This is a genomic window from Myxococcus virescens, from assembly GCF_900101905.1.
GTDB lineage: Bacteria > Myxococcota > Myxococcia > Myxococcales > Myxococcaceae > Myxococcus > Myxococcus virescens.
In genome coordinates this window covers 20,354-42,470 of record NZ_FNAJ01000019.1, presented here as the reverse complement: position 1 = coordinate 42,470, position 22,117 = coordinate 20,354, and the positions used below count along the sequence as shown (strand labels likewise).

General features: G+C 68.4%; 18 protein-coding genes. 9 read left to right on the top strand and 9 right to left on the bottom strand.

From position 1 onward, the window contains the following. Positions 1-133 precede the first annotated feature (133 nt). The 3 genes from BLU09_RS32895 (at position 134) to BLU09_RS32880 (ending at position 4,638) form a co-directional block, all read left to right on the top strand. Positions 134-2,593, top strand: a complete 2,460-nt coding sequence (locus tag BLU09_RS32895) for an ABC transporter permease (RefSeq protein WP_090494605.1) — start codon at positions 134-136, stop codon at positions 2,591-2,593. Positions 2,594-3,040: 447 nt separating this feature from the next. Beyond that, positions 3,041-4,111, top strand: a complete 1,071-nt coding sequence (locus BLU09_RS32885; protein ID WP_090494604.1) for a hypothetical protein — start codon at positions 3,041-3,043, stop codon at positions 4,109-4,111. Between the two features lie 92 nt (positions 4,112-4,203). Then, positions 4,204-4,638, top strand: a complete 435-nt coding sequence (locus tag BLU09_RS32880; protein WP_090494602.1) for a RidA family protein — start codon at positions 4,204-4,206, stop codon at positions 4,636-4,638. A gap of 122 nt (positions 4,639-4,760) precedes the next feature. On the opposite strand, the gene BLU09_RS32875 is transcribed toward BLU09_RS32880, so the two are convergent. From BLU09_RS32875 to BLU09_RS32855, 5 genes are all read right to left on the bottom strand, one after another. Beyond that, complete coding sequence (locus tag BLU09_RS32875; RefSeq protein WP_244172223.1) at positions 4,761-5,786, bottom strand: alpha/beta hydrolase; 1,026 nt, start codon at positions 5,784-5,786, stop codon at positions 4,761-4,763. A 78-nt stretch (positions 5,787-5,864) separates the two neighbouring features. Next, a complete protein-coding gene (locus tag BLU09_RS32870; protein WP_090494599.1) occupies positions 5,865-7,133 on the bottom strand; it encodes a hypothetical protein in 1,269 nt (422 codons plus the stop codon). Positions 7,134-7,191: 58 nt separating this feature from the next. Then, positions 7,192-9,801 (bottom strand): TonB-dependent siderophore myxochelin receptor MxcH, encoded by a 2,610-nt coding sequence (gene mxcH / locus BLU09_RS32865; protein WP_090494743.1) that lies wholly within the window; start codon positions 9,799-9,801, stop codon positions 7,192-7,194. 170 nt (positions 9,802-9,971) lie between these two features. Further along, positions 9,972-10,352: a hypothetical protein gene (locus BLU09_RS39615; protein WP_244172222.1), complete on the bottom strand. Its 381-nt coding sequence runs from the start codon at positions 10,350-10,352 to the stop codon at positions 9,972-9,974. A 348-nt stretch (positions 10,353-10,700) separates the two neighbouring features. After that, positions 10,701-11,324 carry an outer membrane protein assembly factor BamB family protein gene (locus tag BLU09_RS32855; RefSeq protein WP_090494598.1) on the bottom strand — a complete coding sequence of 208 codons (624 nt, stop codon included), beginning with the start codon at positions 11,322-11,324 and terminating at the stop codon, positions 10,701-10,703. A 343-nt stretch (positions 11,325-11,667) separates the two neighbouring features. On the opposite strand from BLU09_RS32855, the gene BLU09_RS32845 reads away from it, so the two are divergent. From BLU09_RS32845 to BLU09_RS32835, 3 genes are all read left to right on the top strand, one after another. Next, entirely contained in the window at positions 11,668-12,564 is an 897-nt protein-coding gene (locus BLU09_RS32845) for a GNAT family N-acetyltransferase (RefSeq protein WP_090494594.1), read from the top strand. 483 nt (positions 12,565-13,047) lie between these two features. Then, the gene (locus BLU09_RS32840) at positions 13,048-13,464 is read left to right on the top strand and encodes a DUF1801 domain-containing protein (RefSeq protein ID WP_090494592.1); all 417 of its coding nucleotides are present in this window, start codon (positions 13,048-13,050) and stop codon (positions 13,462-13,464) included. A 102-nt stretch (positions 13,465-13,566) separates the two neighbouring features. Then, positions 13,567-14,154, top strand: a complete 588-nt coding sequence (locus tag BLU09_RS32835; RefSeq protein WP_090494590.1) for a DUF1801 domain-containing protein — start codon at positions 13,567-13,569, stop codon at positions 14,152-14,154. A gap of 59 nt (positions 14,155-14,213) precedes the next feature. Here the strand turns inward: BLU09_RS32835 and BLU09_RS32830 are convergent, their stop codons facing one another. Then, a complete protein-coding gene (locus BLU09_RS32830) occupies positions 14,214-15,119 on the bottom strand; it encodes a LysR family transcriptional regulator (protein ID WP_090494588.1) in 906 nt (301 codons plus the stop codon). 76 nt (positions 15,120-15,195) lie between these two features. Between BLU09_RS32830 and BLU09_RS32825 the strand changes: the two genes are divergently transcribed. Continuing rightward, a complete protein-coding gene (locus tag BLU09_RS32825) occupies positions 15,196-17,439 on the top strand; it encodes a S9 family peptidase (RefSeq protein WP_090494741.1) in 2,244 nt (747 codons plus the stop codon). A gap of 7 nt (positions 17,440-17,446) precedes the next feature. Here BLU09_RS32825 and BLU09_RS32820 read toward each other — a convergent pair whose 3' ends face one another. After that, a complete protein-coding gene (locus tag BLU09_RS32820) occupies positions 17,447-18,244 on the bottom strand; it encodes an alpha/beta hydrolase (RefSeq protein ID WP_090494586.1) in 798 nt (265 codons plus the stop codon). 112 nt (positions 18,245-18,356) lie between these two features. Here BLU09_RS32820 and BLU09_RS32815 point away from each other — a divergent pair, with 112 nt between their 5' ends. Both BLU09_RS32815 and BLU09_RS32810 read left to right on the top strand, forming a co-directional pair. After that, on the top strand, positions 18,357-19,031 hold the full coding sequence (locus BLU09_RS32815; RefSeq protein WP_090494585.1) for a response regulator transcription factor: 675 nt from the start codon (positions 18,357-18,359) through the stop codon (positions 19,029-19,031). Next, positions 19,015-20,226, top strand: a complete 1,212-nt coding sequence (locus BLU09_RS32810) for a sensor histidine kinase (RefSeq protein WP_244172221.1) — start codon at positions 19,015-19,017, stop codon at positions 20,224-20,226. The genes BLU09_RS32815 and BLU09_RS32810 overlap by 17 nt, the downstream gene beginning before the upstream one ends. Positions 20,227-20,323: 97 nt before the next feature. Here the strand turns inward: BLU09_RS32810 and BLU09_RS32805 are convergent, their stop codons facing one another. Beyond that, complete coding sequence (locus BLU09_RS32805; protein WP_090494581.1) at positions 20,324-21,346, bottom strand: deoxyhypusine synthase family protein; 1,023 nt, start codon at positions 21,344-21,346, stop codon at positions 20,324-20,326. A 200-nt stretch (positions 21,347-21,546) separates the two neighbouring features. After that, a complete protein-coding gene (locus BLU09_RS32800; protein ID WP_228557646.1) occupies positions 21,547-22,041 on the bottom strand; it encodes a TetR/AcrR family transcriptional regulator in 495 nt (164 codons plus the stop codon). Positions 22,042-22,117 lie beyond the last annotated feature (76 nt).

The following is a 22,117-nucleotide window of genomic DNA, read 5'->3' as shown; positions in this document are numbered from 1 at the left end:
GACGCCAACCCGCGCTGGATGCCCCTGTTCGTGACGACCAGGGGCCTGGTGGCTGAGCAGGGGACACGCAATCGTCCGCCGGCCCGAACGTAGCCGCTCCTGAAGCCGCCGACCGGCTTCAGGAGACGCCGCGATGGGTTCCGTTCTGGGTGGACTGCGTCAAAGCCTGCGCTCGCTGGGCCGCAGCCCCGGCTTCACGCTGGGGTGTGTCCTGATGCTGGCGGTGGGCATCGGAGCGAGCACCGCGCTCTTCAGCGTGGTGGAAGGCGTTCTGCTGCGTCCCCTGCCCTATCCGCGCCCCGAGCGCCTCGTGGAGCTCTCCCAGCGCGCGGCGGACGGCCATCCGATGCGGTTCTCGGACCCCAACTTCGAGGATGTGCGGACGCGCGCTCGCACCGTCTCCGCGCTGGCCCAGGTGTCGGGAGCGGCGAGCGTCGCCGTCACGGGCGCCGACGAGCCGGCCTTCGCCACGCTGGCGCTCGCCTCACGCGACTTCTTCCCCGCCTTCGCGGTGCGGCCTGTCCAGGGACGCCTCTTCGCGGAGGAGGAGCAGCAGGCGGGAGGTGCTCCCGTGGTGATGGTGAGCCACGCCTTCTGGAAGCGCTACCTGGGCGCACGGCCGCTGCCCCTGCCGGACACCCTCACCTTCGAGGGGCGCGCGTACACCGTGGTGGGCGTGATGCCCGAGTCCTTCGACTACCCGGTGGGCACGCAGCTGTGGGCTCCGCGAGAGCAGGTGCCTCCCCTGCCCAGCCGCACCGCACACAACTGGCGGGTGGTGGGAAGGCTGGCGGACGGCGTCGACCTCCAGGCCGCGCGAGTGGAGCTCACCCACATCGCCCGCGAGCTCGAAGCCCAGTACGGCCAGGACACGCGGATGCATGACATCGCCGTGGAGCCCTTGCAAGAGAGCCTGGTGGGACGCGTGCGGTCCACGCTCTACCTGCTTGCGGGCGCCGCGGCCTTCCTGCTGCTGGTGGCGGGCGCCAACGTCACGAACCTGCTGCTCGCCCGCGCGGCCACCCGTGCCCGGGAGCTCGCCATTCACGTGGCCCTGGGCGCGGGGCCCGGAGCGTTGACCCGGCGGTTCCTCATGGAGTCGCTCCTGCTGTCACTGGCGGGAGGCGCACTGGGGGCCGTGCTTTCCGCCTGGGGCGTGCGCGCGCTGCTCGCGGCCGAGCCGGGCCACCTGCCACGGGTCGACGAGGTGGGGGTGAACGCCACGGTGCTCCTCTTCTCCCTCGGGCTCTCGCTGCTGCTCGCACTGGGGCTGGGGTTGCTGACGGCGCTGCGCGCGGCGCGGCAGCCCCCGGGGGCCGCGCTGGCGGGCGCCGGGCGCACGCACAGCGGAGGAGGGAGCGCCGAGCGCACGCGCCGAGCCCTCGTCGTGGGGCAGCTCGCGCTCGCATTGGTCCTCCTGGTGGGCGCGGCGCTGCTCGGGCGGAGCCTGATGGGGCTGCTCTCGCTGGACCCGGGGTATCGCACCGAGGACGTCGCGGTGCTCAGCCTCGTGCTCCCTCCGGCCAAGGACGAGGCGCAGGGGCGGCAAAACGTGCAGTTGCAGGAGCACCTCCTCTCACGACTGGCGGCGCTGCCCGGCGTGCGCGCGGTGGGCGCCGTGAGCAACTTCCCGCTCGAGGGAAGCCCAGCGGGGGATGGCACCTTCATCGTGCTCAACCGCCCCGACGAGGTGGGGGACTTCGAGGACTTCGGGCGGCTGGCGCGCGAGCCCGAGCGCACCGGCACCGCCGAGTTCCGCGTGGCGAGCGAGGGCTACTTCGCCGCGCTCGGCATCCCGCTCGTGCGCGGGCGTCTGTTCGATGCGCGCGACACCTTCGACGCGCCGCACGTGGCCGTCATCAGCGAGTCGCTCGCGAAGGCCCGCTGGCCCCACGAGGACCCGCTGGGCAAGCTCATTCAGTTCGGCAACATGGACGGAAACCTGCGTCCCTTCACCATTGTCGGCGTGGTGGGGGACGTGCGGGAGCAAGGGCTGGATGACGCGCCCAGGCCCATGTTCTATGGCGGCTCCCGGCAGCGTCTGCGGGCCTCCTCCCGCTTCCACCTCGCCGTGCACGGGCCAATGGGCTCCGCGGCCCTGGTCACCGCGGCGCTGCCGGTGCTGCGAGAGCTTGCCCCCGAGCTGCCCTCGCGCCTGTCCACGGTGGAGGGATTGCTCGCGGGCTCACTCGCCCCCAGACGCTTCAGTCTCCTGCTGCTGGGCGCCTTCGGTGCGATGGCGCTGATGCTCTCGGTGGCGGGCCTCGCGGCCGTCGTGTCCTACGCGGTGGCGCAGCGCACGCGGGAATTCGGTATCCGCTTCGCGCTGGGCGCGACGACGGAAGACGTGCTGGGGATGGTGCTCCGGCAGGCGGCGCGGCTCGCGGGGCTGGGAATCGTGCTCGGCGTGCTGGGGGCCCTGGGGCTCAGTCAGGTGCTCGCGGGGCTCGTGTACGGAGTGAGCACCACGGACCCGCTCGTCTTCCTCGTGGTGGCGCTCCTCCTGCTCGGCGTGGCGCTGCTCGCGAGCTGGCTGCCAGCCCGTCGTGCTTCGCGCGTGGACCCGATGACCGTGCTTCGCTCGGAGGCCTGAAGCGCCTGTGCCTATTCCACGCGAACAGGAACCGCGTCATGGCGGCCAGCGCGTGCGGTGGCAGCGGAGGCTGACCAAAGCCCCACTCCATGGGGGAAACCGGGTGCCGCCTCCCACCACGCCTCGGAGCCGGGTGAGTCCGCCACGGCGCGGACCTCGGGGGCGGACAGCGGCGGCAGGACTTGGGGAGCGGTGGCCGTTCCCCGAACGAAGACCGCGCGGTCCCAGTCGGAATCGATGCGGGTCCATCGCAGCGTCTGGCCCCCGCCGCGCAACCGGATCCGGTAGTCCGGAGCGGCTTCCAGATGCCCCCCCTATCGCGCGCATGCTCGACATTGAGGCCCCACCATTCTTCGGGCCCCCTCTGCAAGACGATGCATGAAATGACGCGTTTGCTAACGCATCTGGGTGATATCCCAATCCCCAGGTTCCGGTGTCTAATGAGGCATGCGCGAACACACGTGGAAATGGAGCACGGTGGGGATGTTCCTCCTGGGAATGGGAACGCTCATTCCCACGTCGGCGCACGCCTGTGCCGCCCCCAACTGCATGGTGGGGGTGCGATTTCCCCTCCCGGAGGATGGCGGTGTGGTGCCCGCGAACGTCCCCGGACTGGTAACAGTGCCGCCGCTGCTGGAGAGCGTGGATTCCTCCACCGTTCGGCTGCTGTTGCCGGATGGAACGCAGGTGCCCGCGACCGTCACGCCGGGCGCGCATCAGACGCAGGTCCTGGTCCCGGACGCACCGCTGGTGCCAGGCACCACGTACCGCATCGAGGCAAAGGGTGTCTGTCAGTTCCAGCCAACCCAGACCGAGTCCGTGACCTTCGCCGCCGGCCCCGCACTCCCGCTACCCACGACCACCGGCACCCTGACGGTTGACACGCCGAGCCAGGGTATCTTCAACGTGTACGGGGATTCGAGCTGCGGCGACAGGCAGGTGGAAGGAAACTTCACCACGCTGCGCTTTACGCCGTCACCAGAGTTGGTGCCGTTCCTCCCGTGGGTGCATTGGACGGTGGAGGTGGACGGCGAGCCCTGGTCGTATGCGAAGCACAGCGGGCTGACCTCCACCGGTGAGGAGAACCTCGAGCCGCGTCGCTACGAATACAACCGGCAGTTGCTCTTCCTCCATACATTCTGCGACTACGTGAGCTGCGCTGACGCCTACCACCGGCCGCCCATCGACAGCCTCCCGCCCGGACGACACCGGGCCACGCTCAAGGCGACGCTGGAGCACGCGAACATCACGCTTCCCCCCGTGAGCGTGGACTTCGAGTTGAGCTGCGCGGCACGGGCCGCGAACGTGGGAATGAGCCAGATGCGCGGATGCTCGGATGGGGGGACCGAGATGGACGGGGGGACCGAGAAGGACGGAGGTATCGTGAACGAGGACCCGCTCCCTGAGCCGGTCGACACCAAGAAGGGCTGCACCCAGGCCGGGGGCGGACTGACGGTGCTGGGCCTTCTCTCGACGCTCTCGCTCTTGAGCGGCCGGAACTCGCGCCGCGCGAAGTAGCTGGCCACACATGCGCCATGCGCCATGAACGACGGTTGCTCGCTCGCATATTCGGGTCCGAACGTAGCCTCCAGAATCCATACAGGTGAATCATGGGACAGACCGCAGACCCCTCGAAGACGTCGCCGCTGGTCCTGACGAATCCCAAGGGACTGTTCGACCCGGCGCCCTACGGCTTCTCGCACGTGGCGCAGGTGGCGCCGGGCACCCGGCTCATCTACCTGGCGGGGCAAGGTGGGGAGAGTGAGACCGGGGCCCTCCAGCCCGACTTCCGTCTCCAGGTGCGACAGGCGTTCCAGAACATCCGCACGGCCCTGGAGTCCGTGGGAGCTGGCGTCGGCGATGTCGCCAAGCTCACGATGCTCGTGGTGGACCACACGGAGGAGAAGCTCCGGATCATCGGCCCCGAGCTGGACGCGGCCTGGAACGGCGGCATGAAGCCGACCTGTACGCTGATTCCCGTCCCTCGGCTGGCGCTGGATGGGATGCTCTTCGAAGTCGAAGCGGTCGCTGTCCTACGTGCCTGACAGCGCGTAGGCGCATGGGATGAATCCGCCCTCCGCATCGCGTTGAGTGAGGGCTTCTTCCGTCGGTCATTCGGCGAGGCGCACCTGCGTGTGGGCACGGCGAATGGTGCCCCCGCGCGGGCTCAGTCGGCGCCCGGAAGCAGCGAGGGGGCAGAGAAGAAGAGCAGCCCACGGCTCAGCATGGGGAGCCATGCGCTGTAGTGGTCATCGCCGGGAAACTCCAGGTACTGGACCGCGAAATCGCCGCCACCCATCGCCTCGAGCTCCACGGCGAGCTCACGGGCATTGTCGACCATCCGCCGCTCGGCGGCGAACATGCCCCGCGTCCCCTCACTCTTTCGCGGCTTCTGCTCCAGCCCTCCTACCGTGAGCAGCACGCGCGCCTTCACCGGGGTCCGCGCGAACCGCTCCAGGAAGGCATTCTTCTCGGTGAGCACGTAGCGGTCGTTCCACCAGATGGACGGGCTCCCCGCGATGAAGGTGTCGAAGGACGAGGGCCTCGTGAAGAACGCATGCAGCACCAGGAGGCCGCCATAGGAGTGGCCCATCAGCGCGGTGCGTGAGCCGTCAATCGGCAATCTCGAAGCAAGCGCGGGCTCCAGCTCCTTCTTCAGGAAGTCCAGGAAGCGATCCGCCCCACCCTGCTTCTTCGAGAACCGGTCCCCCGTGTTCGAGAGATTCGGGGCGGGCGGCGTGTAGTCCTCACCGCGTGCCTGGTCGCTGTGGGCCGGGTCACCCGGGTAGGTCAGCCCGACGATGACCGGCGTTGCCGCCGCGACGCCGAAGCCCCGCGCGAGCCTGGGGAGGGCGCGTGTGAGGCGCTCCAGGGTGGGAAAGTGCGCACCGCCATCCAGCAGGTAGATGACCGGATGGCCGGCGGCGGGCGCGGGGCCTTCGGGGACCGCCACGTACAACCGGTGGGTCCGTCCGGTGTGGGTCGAGTCGAGATCGAACTGGAAGGTGTCCTGGAGCGTCACCGGAGCCCCGTCCACCCGAGCCACCGGCGCGGCGCGGGACACCGGCCCCGAGGCGCAACTGGCGGTCAACAGTCCCGCCGCGAGGAGCCCGTGGAAGCGTGCGGCGAGCAGCGGGTTCAGCAAGCGCAGCCCAAGGGAGCGCGCCATCGCGAGGGGGATGAAGAGACTCATGGCGGGAGACCCGGTGATGACGGATGAATTGGAGCCCCCGCCCACGCACAGCGGGGGCTCCGAACGACAGGCGGGTGGCTAGCGAATCCGGAGGAGGCCGCGCACCTGGCCCTCGACGACCGTCTTCGCGTCCCCGAGGCCCGTCTCGGGGCTCATGAGGCGGAAGCGCGTCTGGGCATTGTCATTGATGAACTCCGGCAGCACCAGGAGCTCACCCGGATTCTGCGGGATGGTGCGGCCGTTGGTGGGCACGAGGTCGTCCCGGACGACGGGCGTCGCGGTCGGCGCGTCGCCGAGGGTGACCTCCCACAGGCTCCACCAGGCGCCCACGGCGGCGCTCTGCCCGTTGAACGTCCGCTCGGCGGCCACCGCGGCGTCCCAGGCGGACTGCGCGGCGGCCTTGTTCATCACCCGCAGGTAGCCCTTGCCGGGAGCGCCAGGCAGGAGCATGGCGGCGATGTCACCCTCCGTCCCCGGGTTGATGAAGGAGTCGAGCGTGGTGGACCACGCATCGAACTCGCCAGTCGCGGGATCGAAGCGGACCATGCAGGGCGCGCCGGTGGTCCCGGGAGACACGAAGTGCGCTCCGCTGCCCAGGGACTCGGTGGCGTAATAAATCTTCCCATCCGTGTGCTTGACGCCGTCGCGCGCCCAGCCGCAACGATTGTCGACCTTGACGGTCACCTCGTCGGTCTTCGTGTCCACGATGACCAGCGCCGTCTTCGCCGGAACCGTCTTCACGTCCGCGGCGTGCCAGCCACCGGCGATGATGACGTCGTCGCCAGCGGTGATGGCCAGGCTCTGCGAATAGCGGAACGAGAAGTCGCCGTCCTTGAGCTGGGACGTCAGGTCCTTCGACGTGATGATGGCGAGGTCCTGGGGATTCCAGATGACCAGCTTGTAGTTCACGTGGTCGAAGTAATAGGCCTTCGTCTCGCTGACGAAGTAGTGCTGGGACTGATAGCCACCGGTCGCGGCGACACCCTGGCTGGTGAACGAAAGCGGATCTCCGGCCTCGATCGAGCCATCCGCGTTGAGGGTGTAGGGGGTCACCGTCGGCAGCTTCGAGCTGCTGACGATGAACTTGCCGGTGCCCGGAAGGCCGGCGGCGATGTACGCGTCCGCGGGAAGCTCGATTGCGTCGCCAATCCCGACAGTCTGCGCCTTCTCGATGTCGTCCAACGTCACCAAGTAGCTCTGGGTGTTTCCACCAGCGATGGCGACCTGGGTGATGGCGGCGTAGAGGGGCTCGTCGGTTCCAGCGTCGGGGACCACCTGGGGGCCGTCCGAATCCGAGCAGGCGGTGGCGGACACGGCGAGGGCGAGGAGTGAGGCTTTCAGCTTCATCGGGCTTCCTTTTTGCGAAGGGTTCCTGCGAGGAGACTCGAAGCGCCTCATCGGGCGCTCAGAGATCAACCGTGGCGCGCACGGAGAACGCGCGGCCCGGCTTCTGGACACCGACGATGTCGAAGGCGGGAGCGTCGGTGAGATTCTGGAGGTTGAAGGAGAAGGAGAAGGCGCGTCTCTCGAACCGGGAGCGGTAGGTGAGCGCGGCGAAGTGCAGCACCTGGGTGGGCACCCGCGCCTTGTCGCCGCCCCGCCCGGCGCTCTCCCAGGAGCGGAAGAACGACTCGACGAAACGGGTCGTCCACTCCAGGCCAAGCGCGTCCTGGGCGCTCAAGAGCTGACGCTTCTGGAACCGCGCGGTCGCCGAGGCCTGGAGCCAGGGAATGTTGGGCATGCGGTCCCCGTGGAAGCGGGCGAACTGGCCTTCCCGCGCGAGGTTGCGGAAGTCGAGCCAGGTGACGGTGCCGGTGAGCCCCACCCAGTCGCCGGGTGAGTCCCAGTCCACGCCCGCGTGCGCAGAGAAGGAGCGAGCGTGGTCCACGTTCTCGTAGGCCTGCGTGGCGTCGCCGGGGAAGAGCTGGATGAGGTTCTCGACGTCCCGGACGCCCGCGACCGCGTTGGCACCGAAGCGGCCAACGGACGTGACGATGGGGAGGAGCTCCACGCCCAGGTTGGCGTTGTGACTCGACTCGGGGACGAGCGCCGAGTTCTCCACGAGCAGTCCCCCATCACCGAAGATCTCGTCCACCCTCGGCATCCGCGTGGTCCGCTCATAGGACGCCTTCAGGAGCAGCCCCCGCCTCAGACTGAAGCGCAAGGTGTCACCGAAGCCTCCGGCCCACCGGCGCTCCGCGGCCTCCTGCCTCGTTCCCGAGGCGAAGCGCTGCAAGTAGCCCTTCACGAACACGGTGTTCTCCAACCGGCCGTCCCAGAGAAGCTGACGATGGGAGAGACCGCCGAAGGCGGACGTGAGCGCGAGCGGCACCCGGAGGGGGTCTTCCTGCTGCAGACGAGTGAGATAGGCGTTCTCGCCGCTTCGGTCGCTGTCGTCGACGCCGAGCGAGACCTCGAGGTCCTCGGGGTCGAGCAGCGTCCCGAGGAGCCGCACGCGCCCGAACAACGTCTGGCGCGTCTGGGTGTTCTCCAGGGGCGTCGAGCCAGTCTCCCCGGCCCTCGCCCGCGTCGCACGGCAGGCGCCGTACCAGTCGTAAAGACAGTCGGAGGCGTCGAGGAGTTCGCCCACACGCTGGTTGTACCCGGCGATGGCGAGCACCTTCAGCCGCTCATGGGGCGACACCTCGTAGCGAAGCCCGAGGCCCCAACTCTCCTGCGCGGAGGTGACCGCGCCATAGGGCTGGATCATGAACTGATCGTGCGGGACCTCCTTGTCGTAGCGGCCGAGGTATCCATTGAGCACGAGCCGGTCGATGCCCGGCAGTGACTCGAACCCCACCTCGATATCGCCTCCGGTGCCCCGGTAGGCGTCGTGGTTGCGGCGCAGGGCACGCGGTGAGACGCGCCCCGTCGCCAGGTCATCCACGGGGACGGTGATGACGTAGTCGTTCTGCGCGCGGTCGTGGAACCCCGCGGCCCGCACGAAGACGTGCTCGTGGGCCCGCCACGTGAGCCTGCCAGTCCCTCGGTAGCTGCCGAAGGACCCGCCCTGGAGCGACAGGGAGGCACCGGTTTCGGGCTTCGCGAGATCGGACCGCAGGTGGATGGCACCGCCCAGCGCGTCCGTCGCGAGGCGAACCGGGACGACGCCGTTGAAGACCTCGAGCTGCCGGATGAGCGAGACCGGAACACTTCCCAGTCCATAGACATAGGGCGAGTACTCGATGGGGACGCCGTCGAGGAGGACTCGCACCTGGTCACCGGAGAGCCCCCCGAGCGAGAGCTGGGTCCGGCTCCCCATTCCGCCCGTCCGCTGGACCTGCACGGCAGATGCGCGCGTCAGCACCTCCGCGAGGTCCTCGGCGCGCTCATGGGCCTTCTCCAATTCGACGACGTCCACCGCCTCCGAGCCGCGCACCAGGGCGCGGGCTTCGGTCGACCTGGCGCGGACGACCGAGGTGAAGCCAGGGGCAGCGGGAGGCGCTGGCTCCTCGGAGGGCTGCGCGGTCGCCTCTTCCGCGGGCGCGTCGGGCGCGACTTGGGCGACCTCCTCGGCGCCTGGCGGCGCGGCCTCGGGAGGACGGGCGAGGACGAAGTGGTGGATGAACTCGAACTGACAGGGGACGGGGTTGCCGTCCTGCATCGCCGGGGAGAAGCGCGCGTTCTCGAGCGCGCTCACGGCCGCCTCGTCGAGTCCGTGCCCAAGTCCCTCGACCACCTCCGCGCGCGAGACCCGGCCCTCCGCATCAAGCGTCAGGAGGAGCTTCACCGCGCCTTCAAGCCCCGCGGCGAGCGCCTCGGGCGGATAGACAGCCTCTGGCTGGGCCAGCAGCACCGGAGGGACGACCCCGCCGGATGGCGCAGGCCCGCCCTCACCCTCCGGCGCCTGCAGGTGCGGCGTCGCGCCAGCGGGGGAAGCGGATGTCGCCGACGCCGGGGTCTCGCTCGCATCCTGGGCTCGCGCGACCCCACTCGACAGCAGGGACAGGAGCGCGAGCGTGGAGACCAGAGAGGATGGCGCGGGGGCGCCCCGCCAGCGACGAAGTGTGGGCATGTTCACGGTGTACAGGCAGGGCTCAATGGCGCGAGGATGATGTCGATATTGATACTCATTCTCAACAAAACGACCTCCTATCAGTGGCGGCGGTGGGGGTCAATTGGTTGGCGATGTCATTCATCGGCTGCGGAGCAGCCTCGGTGCTGCCCAGCGCGCCCATGGCGCCGTCAAAGAGGAGGGAGGCCGGATTGGCCCGGCCCGTCGTGAGGGCCCCCGATGACGCCCTCCGCGGCGCCCTCGAGGACGCTTTTGAAGCCGCCCTCCGAGTTGCCAATCCCTGTCAGGACGTTGCTGACGCCTGGAAGGAACCACAGGTGCTTGCCCGCCTCGCCCGCGAACCACTGGAAGTTGTCCTTGTTGCTCCCGTCCGCCTTGACGTGGGTGTCATTCGTGGTCGGCAGTGGGTGAGCGCCCAGGAAGAATTCCCCCTTCTCGGCGAACGGCCTCCGTGCCGGGCCGCACATCTCCCCCTGGGTGATGCCCTCGATGTTGCCGTCTCCCTGGCCGTTCAGGACTTTGTTCGACCGGTCCCCGCCATTGGCGGCCAAGGCGCTGTCGATGAACTCCAGCGCCTTGGCCAGCCGGAAGACGGCGTCGGGGACCTGCTTCGCGTCCTTCAGGTCGAGCTTGGGGTCGATGCCCGTCTGCTTGCACGCCTGCTCGGACCTGATGTCCTTCTGGCGTCCCAGCTTCTTCAGCCGGGGGTGTCGTCGACGAGCTACGCCGCCGACCGGTTGTCCCCTGCCGGCAGCTTGTCATTGGCGCTTGGGACGCCGGAACCGGAGGACTGCGGCGCCGGAGCCAGGTTCAGCAGTTGCCTCGAGTTGATGGGAGAAGCCGGCGGTGACTGCAGTCACTACGGAGGGGCCGTCGCGTGTTTCGCGGACCCGCGCTCATCAGTCTCGCTGGCGGGCGATTTTGCAGTTCCAATACTCTGCGCGCACGGCGCCGGCGGAGCCCATGAGCGAGCTGAAGAAGCCGCCGTCCGTAGGCTGAGTGGACTCGGGCTCGGGCGCCACCGAGGTCCTCCACAATTGCCGTCCGCTCGCCGCGTCGAACGCGGTCACCGTCGAAAGGCCCATCAACACCTGGCCTTGTTGGATTCGCAAGCAAGGGTCCATGGCGCCGATGCTTGGCTTCCGCCCCCATCCCTTCACGTCTTCGGAGACCGTCCAAAGCACACGGCCGCTGGCGTAGTCACAGCACACGACGCGCACGCACCACGAGGCAACCGCACCCGTGTGCGTGCTCATTTCCTCCCAGGTCACCGAAAGCATCGCGACGAAGGGCGGCTCAACGGCAAGCGTCACGGTCGTTCGCACGCCGCGCAGCTTGGAGTCCGCTCTCGCATCGTGAAGATCGTGCCGCCACATAACTCGGCCGCTGGCGCGGTCGATTGCGGCGACATAGCCCTGCACGGTCGTGATCAGCAAGGGGTCGTTCATCGCGGTGTTGTAACGCGGCACGCGATTCGGCGTCCATGCGTCCGCCACGAAGTGAAGGAATGGATTCGGCGTCATGTGCGCTCGCGAGGTGGGCTACCAGACCCGCCAGGAATGTCATCGGCGCGCAGGCTCAAGACACACGGAAAGCGATCCGGTGCTCGGGGGGCTCAATCGATTCGGACCAGCACGCCATCCCCGTGCTCCGCGGCGGTGGGGGGAATGCCGGGCACTACGACCTGCGTCTCCATCCCCAGGAGCGGAACCTCTCCCTACCGCCCTTCTCCGAACGGACGCACGGGCTCGACGTACGGTGGCGCGACGTGCGGTCGCCGTCACAGGTGCGCCAAGGGCAATGCGCACCATTGGCTCAACCCATCCACGAGTGCGAATCACGCCCTGTCTGGTGTATTGAGTAGAGATGTTCTGCCTCCGCCCCTATCGCGATGTGGCCGACCTCAACACCATGGCTCGCCTCGTGGCACAGGCCTGGGCGGAGCGAGGTCCCCACGTGGAATGCGCGGTGGGAGACCTGACCTGGCGCCTGCTGCGCAATGCACAGGTACGGCCGCGGGAGGACATCACCCTGTGGGAACACGCGCCGGGCCAACTCGCTGGCTTTGCGTGGGCCTACGGCAACGGCGATGTGGACCTGCTCGTCCACCCGCTCGTGCACGCTGACGCCTTCGCGGAGGATGTGCTTCCCTGGGTTCGCGCACGCCACGAGCGCACCCCGCAGCCGGCCACCGTGTGGGCACTGGAGAGCAACGGTCCGCTGCTCGCGGCGCTGCAGCGGCGCGGTTGGCGGCGCACCACGGGCGGGTGCTACCTGCACCTCGCACTGCCGCTACACGCGGTGCCGTCTCCGCCGCCTTCGCTGCCCGCGGGCTACCGGGTGCGCGCGGTGCGGGGCCCCGAGGAGGCAGCCGCGCGAGCCCTCGTACACCGGCGCGGCTTCGGCTCCGAGCGGGTGACAACGGAGGTGTACGCGCGGCTCATGGAGGCACCGGGCTACCAGCCTGCGTTGGACCTCGTCGCCGAGGCGCCCGACGGAAGCCTCGCGGCCTGCGCGCTGGGCTGGCTCGACGAGGCGAACGCGGTGGGCGAATTCGAACCGGTGGCGTGCGCCCCAGAGCACAGGCGACGCGGGCTGGTGCGCGCGCTCCTACACGAAGGGCTCCGGCGCATGCACATGCTGGGCGCCAGGCGGGCCATCGTGTACGCCTTCGCGGACAACCCGGCCTCCCCCGCCCTCTATCAGTCCGTCGGCTTCACCGTGGTGGACCGCAACATTGGCCACACCCTGGCGTCCCCATGAACGCCCGTCTCACCCGCACTTGCGGCGGGGGCCGGGCCAGCAATGAGGACGAATGACGCCCGTTCACGACCGGCGAGCCTTCGGGAACATGCGGCCTTCACGAACCCCAGCCTGAGCGACCGCGCGTGAGACGGAGCCTTGTTCGTCGGCGTCCAGAGCACTTATTCCCTCTGGCGGCGAGAGGACGTGTCGGGGAACCGGGAGCCGCAGTGGGAGTCCGTCCTGCGCCTCGAGAACCTCGTGGACCCACCTTCGCCGCTTCTTGGCATCGGCGGGCGGCTCCTGTTCAGCGGGCTGTACCCGTTCGTGCTGCCGTCCACCGCCAAGGGGCGCGACGCGCCAACTGAAACTGGCGGTCAGCCGCGACTGCACCAGGAGTGCGGAGGCCGACACCGGATGCCCCCTTGTTTCCTACACCCCACCAGGGTGCTATCGGACGCAGGAAACGTGGGCGACACGGCCTCTCCACGGGAAGGCAGGCAGATGAAGAGTCAAGCCAAGACAGATGGCGAGTCGGCATCGGAACTCATCAACGAAAGGATTGCCGAACTGGGTGACTGGCGAGGCGATACGCTCGCGCGGGTGCGTGCCCTCATCAAGGAGGCCGTCCCGGAGGTCGTGGAGGAGTGGAAGTGGCGGGGAACGCCGGTCTGGTCCCACGGCGGGGGCATCTGTACGGGTGAGGCGTACAAGAAGGCCGTGAAGCTGACCTTCTTCAAGGGCGCTTCGTTGGAAGATCCCGCCGGACTCTTCAACTCGAGCCTCGACGGGAACGTCAGGCGTGCCATCGACATTCACGAAGGTGAGGTGCTGGACGCGAAGGCATTCAAGGCGCTCATCCGCGCGGCCGTCGCGCTCAATACGTCGAGCGGAAAGAAGCCCACGAAGCGCTCGAAGTGAAGGTTGACCTCCGCGGCGCGGGTCGCTCAACTCGTCCTCGATAAGACGTTGAGACGCCCCGCCCCCGGCGGTCCCAATCACCGCCCTTCTGGAGTGAACACCATGGCCGTCAAGTCGCCCAAGGTCGCGAAGAAGACCACCGCCAAGCCGAGCACGGCGAAGGCGGCCACACCGAGCAAGGCAGCCGCCAAGTCAGCGGCCCCCAAGCCCAAGAAGGCCACGGCGAAGAAATCGGCGGCAACGCCCAAGGCCACCGCGGCCAGACGCAAGCGCCCCGCTGCGGCCACCAAGCCGGTCCTCCTCTCTGGCGGCAATCCGCAGATTGCGAAGGGCTACGGCGACGCCCCCATCCGGGCCTACATCGAGGCCATGCCGGGCTGGAAACGCGACGTCGGGCACCGCCTCGACGCGCTCATCGAGCGCACCATCCCGGGCGTGAGCAAGGCGGTCAAATGGAACTCGCCGATGTACGGCGTCGAGGGCCAGGGATGGTTCCTCAGCATCCACTGCTTCACGAAGTACATCAAGGTGGCCTTCTTCCGCGGCACCTCGCTGCGCCCCATCCCACCCGGTGCTTCCAAGAGCCAGGACACGCGCTACCTCGATATCCGCGAGGACGAGCCGCTCGACGAGGCCCAGTTCGCCGCCTGGGTGAAGCAGGCCAGCCAATTGCCTGGCGAACGGATGTAAGTCGTGCCCTCCGCGCATGACGTGCACATCGTGCCACGGCCTCGTGGCGCGAGTGCCGCTCAGTCAGAAGCACTCCTGCCAGAGCGGGAGACGGCTTCATGCGCGAGGACGCGGAAGTGCTGCGCCGCGGGCGCGGGCCGCGTGCCAGGAAAGGCCACCACCAGCTCCGCGTAACCGGGAGCGCCGCTCAGGGGGCGGAACACCACCCCTTTGGGACACAGCGCCTGGGAGGACGCGGGAGCGATGGTCAGCCCCAGGCCCGCTTCCACCATGCCAACGACGGACGGCCACGAACTCGCTTCCTGGAGGATGTTCGGAGAGAAACCCGCGCCCAGGCACATGCTCGTCACCAGGTCGTGCAGGCCCGGCGCGGAGTGACGCGGAAAGAGCACGAAAGGCTCGTTCGCCAATGAGGACAGCGCGACGACCTGTTGACGGGCTCGCGGGTGTCGAGCTGGCAGGGCGAGCACGAAGCGCTCCCGGAGCAGCCGCTCGACGGTGAGTCCTTCGTGACGGAAGGGCGCCCGGATGATGGCGATGTCCAGCTCACCCGAGGCGAGCGCGGCGCCGACATCCAGCGTCTCGCTGTCGTCCAACTCCAGCTTCACCTTCGGAAACCGCGTGCGGAAGCGCAGCACGATGTCCGGCAGCACGCCGAAGGCAGACGACGCGGCGAAGCCGACACGCAACGTGCCCGTCTCTCCACTCGCTGCCTGCTGCACCGAATGGATGACATCCGCGCGCCGGGCCAGCAACGCGCGCGCATCCTCCAGCAAGCGGCTCCCGGCGGCGGTGAGGGCCACCCGGCGGCTCGTGCGCGTGAGCAGTTCGACTCCCAGCTCGGACTCCAGCCGGCGAATCTGCTGGCTGAACGGCGGCTGGGCCATGCCGATGCGCGCGGCGGCGCGTCCGAAGTGCAGCTCCTCCGCTACGGCGACGAAGAGCTGGAGCTGACGGAATTCCATATCGAGACGATATCCATCTCAATGCGCATCAAAAGATATATTGGTCGTGAAGAATGCGGCTTCCTACCATCGGCGCATGCGATTCCCCTTCGTTCCCCTCGGCCTGATGCTCACAGCGCTGACGGGAGCCCCCGTCCTGGCACTGGATGACGCTCCCCTCCCCCTCGCCCCCTCCGGAGCCACGCCGGATGCGCAGACCCAGGCGAAGCTGGACCTGGCGGACCGGTTCGTCCGCCGGGCGGAACTCCTGCGGGACAGCCTGGTTCCCCCCAGGTGGCTGCGTGAGGGCGACCGGTTGGTCTTCTGGTCTCGTGAGGGCAAGGACGGCGGGACGTGGGTGCTGGCGCACGCGAAGACGGGGGAGCTGAAGCCCCTCCTGTCCGGTGAGCAACTGAGGCAGCAGCTCTCGACGCTGCTGGGCAAGCCCATCACCGCGCCCCGCTTCTTCGACGTCGCGCTCGCGCCGGATGAGCAGGGCATCGTGTTCCGCCTGGAGGGGAAGACCTTTGGCCTGGGCCTGTCAGGTGGCCACGTCACCTTGCTGTCGCCGGAGGACCGGGCGGCGCTGACGCTGTCGCCCCAGCACTTCCTCGCGCCGAAAGGCGGCGCGCTCGCCGTGCAACGCCAGGGCGGCTTCGCGGTGCTGAACGCGGAAGGAGCCACCGTGGTCGAGCGCACGGGAGAAGCGAACCTCGACTGGCGAATTCCGGAGCGTCCCTGGTCACCGGATGGCCGCTTCCTGGTGGTGTGGCGGGATGACCTCCGCGCCGTTCACCAGGTGCCCGTCGTGGACTACTCCTCCGCGCTGGAGAAGGTGACGACGGTGCCCTACACGAAGTCAGGGACGCCACTGCCGCGCGCGGAGCTCCATGTCGTGGAAGTGGCGACGGGCCGCGTGACGCGCATTCCGCCCGTCGAGGGCGAGACGTATGACTGGTTCGCCGGCTGGAATCCCGAGGGCACTGAGGCGCTGTGTCTGCACCTCTCGCGTGACGCCAAGCGACTGGACCTGACCGTCGTGGAACCCGCGTCGGGCCAGCGTCGGCACGTGCTGCGCGAGGAGCGCCCGGAGACCTTCGTCACCGGCCTGGACTTCGCGGTGGGTGGCTGGGCGAAACAGGTGACGGCGCTGCCAGGAGGACGCGGCTACCTCTGGATGTCCGAGCGTGATGGCTGGCGTCACGTGTATGCGTATGACCGCTCGGGGAAGCGCGTGCGGCAGCTCACGCGAGGCGCCTTTCCCGTGCACGAAGTGGTGGGAGTCGCCCCCACGGGAGATGCCCTCTACGTGCTGGCCTCCGCCGGCAGCGGCGCGCCATACGAGCACCTCTTCTACCGGGGAAGCCTGAAGGGAGGCGCGTTGAAGCGGCTGTCCCAGGGCTCGGGGATGCACCGCATCACGCCGTCCCCCTCGGGCCAGTACTACGTGGACACATGGTCCTCGCGGACACAGCCCCGGCTGAGGGAGCTGGTATCTGTGGAGGGCGGCAAGCGCGTGCGGCTCACCACGTCGGACGCGAGTGAGTTCGAGTCGCTCGGCGACACGCGGCCGGAGGCGCTGCTCGTCAAGGCGGCCGACGGCGTCACGCCCCTGCACGGCGTGCTCTACAAGCCACGCGACTTCGACGCCTCGAAGCGCTACCCCGTGCTCGCCGCCATCTACGCGGGTCCGTTCACCACCGTTGTCCCCTGGACCTTCCTGGGAACTTCGGATTCGCTGACCGCCAGCGGCCTGGCGCAGTTGGGCTTCATCGTGGTGTTGCTGGACCCCCGGGGTGGCCCCGGACGGAGCAAGTCCTTCCAGGACGCGAACTACGGCCGCGTGGGCCAGACGGAGATTCCCGACTACGTCGCGGGGCTGAAGCAGGCCGCGTCCACGCGCCCCTGGATGGACCTGGAGCGGGTCGGCATCCACGGCGGTTCGTGGGGCGGCTATTTCACGCTGCGCGGCATGCTGACGGCGCCGGACTTCTTCAAGGCGGGCTACGCCGGAGCCCCCGGAGCGCTGGAGGAAGAGGCCATCATCAACGAGCCCTATCTCAACCTCCCAAGCGTCAATCCCCAGGGGTACGCGGCGGGCGACAACCTCGCGCTTGCAGACAGGCTGAAGGGCCACCTGAAGCTGATGCACGGCACGAGCGACGTGAATGCCACGCTCTCCGTGACGATGCGGATGGCGGACGCGCTCATCCGCGCGGGCAAGCGCTTCGAATTGCTCATCATGCCCGGCCAGCCGCACTCCCCTCGGGGTGCCGCCAGCCGCTACTACCGGGACGATGTGGGCCTGTTCTTCCTCCGGACCCTGGGCGGTCCACGGTAAGGGCGCCTCATGGGCCCTTGCGGGCAGGCGCTCGGCGGTCCGCATGGAGCCAGCGGCGCACCTCCTCCAGATACTCCCGTGGGAGGACATGCCCGCTGTCGAAGGTCTTGTGTGTCTTGCGACGAGACGGAGCGGCATCGAACAGGGCGCGGCTGTCCGCGACAGGCGCGAAGTCATCCTTGTTCGCCGTCAGCAGGAGCCATTCCTGGTGGACGCTCGCCATGTGGCGCGAGGGGGCAACCTCCTCCATCGACGGGTCGATGTGGGGTGGAACCATCGTGACCAGGTGGGTGATGCGGGGCTCACGCGCCGCCAGCAGGATTCCCACCTGGGCGCCCATGCTGTACCCGGCGACGAGCACCCGAGGCGGCTGGCCTTTCGCGAGCACGGTGGTCAGCAGCGCGTGGGCATCGCGGACGGTGTCGGCAATCATCGCCACGTACCCTGAGGGGTCCCCTTGATGGGCCCGCTTGGCGAGCGCTCCCGGCCTGGCCTCGGGCGTCGCCCGCTCTCCGTGCCGGCGTGCATCGAGGAGATAGACACGGTAGCCGGACCGCAGCAGTTCGTCCTTCAGCACACCGCCGTGGGTTGGCCCCTCGTTCGACAACCAGTCCTCCTTGCGGCGCGTCAGGCCGTGCAGGAGGACGGCGATGGGAGGATTCGCGGCAGCTCCTTCCGGCTCCAGCACCCGCGTGGGGATGCGTTCTCCATCCGCGCCGCGAACGTCCAACGACGTTTCCAGAGCGGCGGCACGGGCCACAGAAGCGGATAGAAGCAGCAGGCACAGCGACAGCAAGCGGGTCATCGCGGTTCTCCCAGAGGTCAGAAGCCCGGTCACCTTGCCGCCCTCCGCGTCAGCCACGCGTCAACACCCGGTTGACCTCCGGTTGACGTGGCGGCTGATAACCTGCCCACCCATGCGAGTGCTCGTCGTCGAGGACAACCTGGACCTCCAGGCCAACATCGAGAGGTTTCTGGGGAAGGACTTCCAGCTCGACTTCGCCGCCACCGGGCCCCAGGGGCTCACGCTCTCGCTGGGCCAGGAATACGACGTCATCGTCCTGGACCTGATGCTGCCGGGAATGAGTGGCATCGAGCTGTGTCAACGCTACCGGCAGCTCGCGCCCCGGCTGGTGCCCATCCTCATGCTGACCGCTCGGGACACACTCGATGACAAGGAAGAAGGCTTCCGCGCGGGCGCGGATGACTACCTCGTCAAGCCGTTCTCCTTGAGGGAGCTGCGGCTGCGGCTCGAAGCCCTGGCGCGGCGCCCCGTGCCTCCGAGCGGACGACGGCTGACGGTGGGGCCACTGACGCTGGAGCCAGACACGGGCCAGGCCCGGCGAGGCGTGCGCACCGTCCACCTCAACAAGACCGAGACACTCCTCCTGAGGCTGCTGATGGAGGCCGCGCCCGAGCCCGTCTCGACAGCCACGCTGGCCCACCACCTCTGGGGGGACGATGCGCCGGAATCCAGTGCCTTGCGCACCCACGTCTATGCCCTGCGCGGAGCACTCGCCGAGCTGGGGATGAGCGACTGCATCACCACCCTCCGCAACAAGGGATACCGCCTGGATGCGCGCGAGGACTAGGTCGGTCCGAGGTCTCCTCCTGGGCGCCATGGGCATGTCCGCGGCGCTCGCGCTCGTCCTGATGGGGACGTTCTTCACGCTCTTCAGCTACGACCTCGAAGACGCCATCTTCGCTCGGTTCGTCGCCACCGCGGCGGACGGACGCAGGGAGGACACGGGGGCCATCCCACTGGGAATGACGGCCTATGTCGGCCACGAAGGCCTTCCGTCCTGGCTCGGAGATGCGCTCCCCCTGGACACACCTCGCGGCGAATACGAAGTCTTTGCCCAGGGCCGTGGGCACTTCCATGTCGCGGTGCGACCGGACGCATCGGCCGGCACGACGCGCTACGTGGTCTTGGACACGACGGCGCTGACGAGCACCACCCGCCACCTGCGCCAGACGTCCGGACTGCTGCTGGCAAGTGCGCTGCTGGCCCTGCTGGGCGCCGCCGGGCTCTCCCTTGTCGTCGCACGGAGGCTCAGCCGTCCGCTGGAACAGCTCGTGGCACGCGTCCAGTCGGATACTCCGGCGCGGGAAGAGGACGTCGGGGTCACCGAGGTGCGGGCCCTGGCCCAAGCCCTGCGTGTCCGGGATGCCCGAATCCAGGAACTGCTGGAGCGGGAGCGCGCCTTCAACCGGGACGCGAGCCATGAACTGCGTACGCCCCTCGCCGTGGCGCAGGGCGCGGTGGAGATACTGGAGTTGGACCCACCCGCGGACACAGAGACCTTCGGCCGTCTGCGGCAGGCCGTTCACCACATGGGCCTGCTGACGGAGGGCATCCTCTGGCTGGCCCGCTCAGGCCGCTCCGACGAATCGTGCGGACTGGTGAGCATCACCCGCGAAATGGTCGCGCTGTACGGCAAACACCGCCCTCACGGCGACGTGGCGCTCGTCATCGAGGCGAAAGAGGAGGTCCTCGCGCCGCTTCCGGGGTCCGTGGCGCGAGTGATGTTGGGCAACCTCATCAAGAACGCGCTCGCCTATACGCAGCAGGGGCGCATCGTCATCCACATCGCGCCCGAGGGCTGGAGCATCTCCGACACAGGCGTGGGCTTCGGTCAGGTCGGCCCCGGACACACGGGCTTCGGTATCGGCCTGTCGCTCGTGGAGCGGCTGGCACGCCGGTTCCACTGCGACGTGGCCATCAGCGCCGTGGAGCCACACGGGACGAGGGTGCGGCTCACCTGGCCGTCCGTGGAGCCCGGCTGACCATCCGGCTCCGTTCACAGCTCGGGTTTGGGAATGCGCTGCACGGAACTCGCGGGGGACCGGTGACGTTTGCCGCCGGTCCCGCCTACCGCGACCGCTACTTCTGATGCTTGGCGATGAGCGCGTTCGCCGCTTCCGGATTGCTCTTGCACTCGAGCAGGGCGCTGAGAATCAGCGGCGCGACAATGGTGGCATCCGACTCGATGACGAACATCGGCGTCGTCTCGGTCAGCTTGTCCCAGGTGATCTTCTCATTGGGCGTCGCGCCCGAGTACGAACCGTAGGACGTCGTCGAGTCGCTGATCTGGCAGAAGTAGGCCCACGGCTTCACCGGCTTCTGCAGGTCGTACTTGATCGACGGAACGACGCAGATGGGGAAGTCACCGGCGATGCCGCCGCCAATCTGGAAGAAGCCGACACCCCGGCCCTCGGACATTTCCTCGTAGCGGTCGTAGAAGTCGGCCATGTACTCAATGCCAGACTTGACGATGCTCGCGTTGCACTCGCCCGCCTTCACGTAGGACGCGAAGATGTTGCCGAACGTCGAGTCCTCATAGCCAGGGACGACGATGGGCAGACGGTGCCGCGCCGCCTCGAGCAGCCAGCAGGCCTCCGGGTCACCCTCATATGCGGAGGGATCGATCGCCTGGATGAACGCGTAGAAGTACTCGTGCCAGAAGCGGCGCTCACCCTTCTCGGTCGCGCCCTTCCACATCGGAACGGCAATCTTCTCCACCGCGCGGAACGCCTCGTCCTCGGGAATGCTCGTATCGGTGACCCGGCGCATCCGCTGCTCGAGGATTCGCGTGTCGTCCTGCTTGGTGAAGTAGCGGTACTCGGGGAAGTCCTTGTACCCCGTGTGCGCGACGAGCCGGAAGAGCGACTCCTCGATGTTGGCGCCCGTCACCGACAGACCGTGAATCAGCCCCGCCCGGATGGCCGGTGCGAGCGTGATGCCGAGCTGCGCCGACGACATCGCGCCCGCGACGCTCCAGAACATCCGGCCACCGTTCGACACATGCTCCCAGTAGGACAGGAGCGCATCACGCGTCGCGCGCGCGTTGAAATTCTTGTAGTTCGTGAGGACGAACTTGAGAACGGGAAGTTCGGACGAGGACATGTGAGCCTCCAGCAACAACGTGGTGAATGCTCGAGAGGCACACGCCTGACGGAGCCACTCGAGGACACCCTACGGTCGCAACGAGATGTCGCGGCCGCCATCGGAGCGTCAAGTGGCTCCGGGCTAGCTAGCACAGGAGGACCGCGACCCGCCACCGCGTTCCACGCCTCCCCGGCTGCCCCCCAACAGAGCCGCCCACCTCAGATGCGCTGAACCACCCGCAGCGCGAAGCGCACGAAACGTGCGTCCAGTGGCTCATTGAGCATGAGGCGCTGCCACACCAGGCCGGAGAGCACGTTGACCACGAGCTCCCGGTCGGCGGGCCGGCGGTCGGCGAGGCACGCCCGGAGCTCGTCCCCCCGCGGGCGCACCAGTTGGGCGATGAGCCGCCGGTGGAGGTCCTCGTCGAATTGCGCTTCCGCCATCAGCGCTCGCAGCACGGGCGCCGCCTCCGCGGCCCCCCGGCAGAACTCCACCAGCGTCGAGGACAGGGAAGGCTTGCGCCGGCTCATGCGGGGCGCCTGACTCACCCACTCGGAGAACGCGTCGAGCACCAGCGCGCCCTTGCCCGGCCACCAACGGTAGATGGTCTGCTTCCCGGCCCCCGCGCGCTCCGCCACGTCAGCGGTCGTCACCGCCGCATAGCCCTTCTCCAGCACCAGCTCCTGCGCCGCCGTGAGAATGGCCAGGCGCACTCTTTCGTCCCTGGGTCGTCCCGTCCGCATGACTCGCCTTTACGAGACTTCGGGTCTCGGAAACAACCCACTTACG

What these genes read in the sequence shown, in the direction of transcription:
- BLU09_RS32880 (WP_090494602.1), top strand. Translation starts at nt 4,204, where the DNA reads ATGGGACAGACCGCAGACCCCTCGAAGACGTCGCCGCTGGTCCTGACG.
- BLU09_RS32870 (WP_090494599.1), bottom strand. Translation starts at nt 7,133, where the DNA reads ATGAAGCTGAAAGCCTCACTCCTCGCCCTCGCCGTGTCCGCCACCGCC.
- BLU09_RS32825 (WP_090494741.1), top strand. Translation starts at nt 15,196, where the DNA reads ATGCGATTCCCCTTCGTTCCCCTCGGCCTGATGCTCACAGCGCTGACG.
- BLU09_RS32875 (WP_244172223.1), bottom strand. Translation starts at nt 5,786, where the DNA reads ATGAGTCTCTTCATCCCCCTCGCGATGGCGCGCTCCCTTGGGCTGCGC.
- mxcH (WP_090494743.1), bottom strand. Translation starts at nt 9,801, where the DNA reads ATGCCCACACTTCGTCGCTGGCGGGGCGCCCCCGCGCCATCCTCTCTG.
- BLU09_RS32895 (WP_090494605.1), top strand. Translation starts at nt 134, where the DNA reads ATGGGTTCCGTTCTGGGTGGACTGCGTCAAAGCCTGCGCTCGCTGGGC.
- BLU09_RS32805 (WP_090494581.1), bottom strand. Translation starts at nt 21,346, where the DNA reads ATGTCCTCGTCCGAACTTCCCGTTCTCAAGTTCGTCCTCACGAACTAC.
- BLU09_RS32855 (WP_090494598.1), bottom strand. Translation starts at nt 11,324, where the DNA reads ATGACGCCGAATCCATTCCTTCACTTCGTGGCGGACGCATGGACGCCG.
- BLU09_RS32810 (WP_244172221.1), top strand. Translation starts at nt 19,015, where the DNA reads ATGCGCGCGAGGACTAGGTCGGTCCGAGGTCTCCTCCTGGGCGCCATG.
- BLU09_RS32885 (WP_090494604.1), top strand. Translation starts at nt 3,041, where the DNA reads ATGCGCGAACACACGTGGAAATGGAGCACGGTGGGGATGTTCCTCCTG.
- BLU09_RS32815 (WP_090494585.1), top strand. Translation starts at nt 18,357, where the DNA reads ATGCGAGTGCTCGTCGTCGAGGACAACCTGGACCTCCAGGCCAACATC.
- BLU09_RS32840 (WP_090494592.1), top strand. Translation starts at nt 13,048, where the DNA reads ATGAAGAGTCAAGCCAAGACAGATGGCGAGTCGGCATCGGAACTCATC.
- BLU09_RS32830 (WP_090494588.1), bottom strand. Translation starts at nt 15,119, where the DNA reads ATGGAATTCCGTCAGCTCCAGCTCTTCGTCGCCGTAGCGGAGGAGCTG.
- BLU09_RS32845 (WP_090494594.1), top strand. Translation starts at nt 11,668, where the DNA reads ATGTTCTGCCTCCGCCCCTATCGCGATGTGGCCGACCTCAACACCATG.
- BLU09_RS32835 (WP_090494590.1), top strand. Translation starts at nt 13,567, where the DNA reads ATGGCCGTCAAGTCGCCCAAGGTCGCGAAGAAGACCACCGCCAAGCCG.
- BLU09_RS32820 (WP_090494586.1), bottom strand. Translation starts at nt 18,244, where the DNA reads ATGACCCGCTTGCTGTCGCTGTGCCTGCTGCTTCTATCCGCTTCTGTG.